This is a genomic window from Vibrio sp. Vb1554 (assembly GCF_033344235.1).
In genome coordinates, this window is the sequence record NZ_JAWPOJ010000159.1 from 1 (window position 1) to 1,502 (window position 1,502).

Consider the following 1,502-nt stretch of genomic DNA (forward strand, 5'->3'; position numbering starts at 1 on the left):
TGGTGAGCTTTTGTTGTTCGCCATCCCAATACACCAAAAATGCGCCGCCACCAATGCCGGAAGACTGTGGTTCGACTAAGCCAAGCATCAGTTGTACCGCCACCATAGCATCGATGGCATTGCCGCCTTGCTCCAGTACATCAGCACCAGCTTGGGTGGCGATTGGGTTCGCTGCTGTCACCATATAGTCTTTGGCTTTGACCAGTTGTTTGTGCTCAAGCCCAGTACTTTGCTCTGGGGCAATCGCATCGGTGGCTTGGTTTGCAAACGCGGTGTGGGTGATAGAGGCGCTAAGAAAAAGACCCGTAGACACGAGTCGGTTGAACGTCCATTGCATGATGACTCTCCATGTTGCCAGTTTGATTGTTCAGCTTGGCAGCCATGGAGAAGATCGTCGAGTCAGCGTTTTAATAAATGTCGGGTGTGCGACGCTTTTAAATCAGAGAGTTAACCGATTAACGTGCTGATGGTTTGCGCCAAGATGCTGCCGCCAACGAGGGTAAACACCACACCACAGATGCCATCGATGTAGATGCCTGCCTGTTGTAATCGACGTTGTAAACGTTGCGTTGAGAGCATCCACGCCAAGCTGGAAAACCAAACCAGAGACAAGCTGAACAGGATAACTAACGCGATGCTTTTGCCTGAGACCGACATTCCGGCTGGCACCAAGCTCGACATCAAGCTGATGAAGAAAACCAGTGCTTTGGGGTTGAGAATGTGGGTTGCAAAACCTTTGGCAAAAGCCTGACGTTTGTTGCTGATCACGAAGCTGTTTGTTTTATTTTGTTGATCCGTTTGCGGGATTTTGATCGTAGCGATCACACCGCGCAGGGCCCCAACACCGAGGTAAAGCAGGTAACTGCCACCTAGCAGTTGTAATACCGAATACAGCAAAGGATGTTGATGCACAAGGTAGCTCACACCAGTCAGGCTGAACAACGAGTGCAGCAAAATACCAACGGATAAGCCAAGAGCGATGTATAAGCCCGTCTGGCGACCATGACGCGTGGCATTTTGCACTACTAATGCGAAGTCGGGGCCTGGGCTCATTAAGGCAATAAAGTGAATGCTGGCCAATGTCAGCAGGATAGTGGATTCATTCATAACACATCTCAAAGATTACCAATGCAGCTATTGTGGAGGCTTGTTGTGGCATGCGCTTGTAAAAAACTGACAGCCTAAGATGAGCGTGCTGCTATCGGGTGACTTGAGACGGAGAGACGCCATAAGTCTGCTTAAAGGCTTTGCTGAAATGCGCCTGATCGTAAAAACCAATTTGATGCGCGACTTCAGTACCGCATTGTCCTGCTTGTAGCAGCTTCATCCCTTGCTCGAGTCGTAAACGGGCAAACCACGCATACGGTGTCATGCCAGTTTGCGCTTTGAAATGGCGTTGAAATTGAGTCGGGCTTAGCTGGCAAAGCTCAGAAAGAGACTCCAGCCGTACCGATTGGTCGAGGTTCGCCATTAAGTAATCTTTTAAGGTGTTGAGAGATTGC

At 49.6% G+C, this 1,502-nt stretch carries 3 protein-coding genes; all 3 read right to left on the reverse strand.

Annotated elements, in window-relative coordinates; all coding sequences use genetic code 11:
* On the reverse strand, window positions 1-337 hold a 337-nt coding region (locus R8N28_RS24550), incomplete at its 3' end, for a gamma-glutamyltransferase (RefSeq protein ID WP_318183586.1).
* A gap of 110 nt (window positions 338-447) precedes the next feature.
* Complete coding sequence (locus tag R8N28_RS24555; protein WP_318183587.1) at window positions 448-1,107, reverse strand: LysE family translocator; 660 nt, start codon at window positions 1,105-1,107, stop codon at window positions 448-450.
* Between the two features lie 91 nt (window positions 1,108-1,198).
* Window positions 1,199-1,502 (reverse strand): AraC family transcriptional regulator (locus tag R8N28_RS24560; RefSeq protein WP_318183588.1); only part of this gene is annotated, 304 nt, incomplete at its 5' end.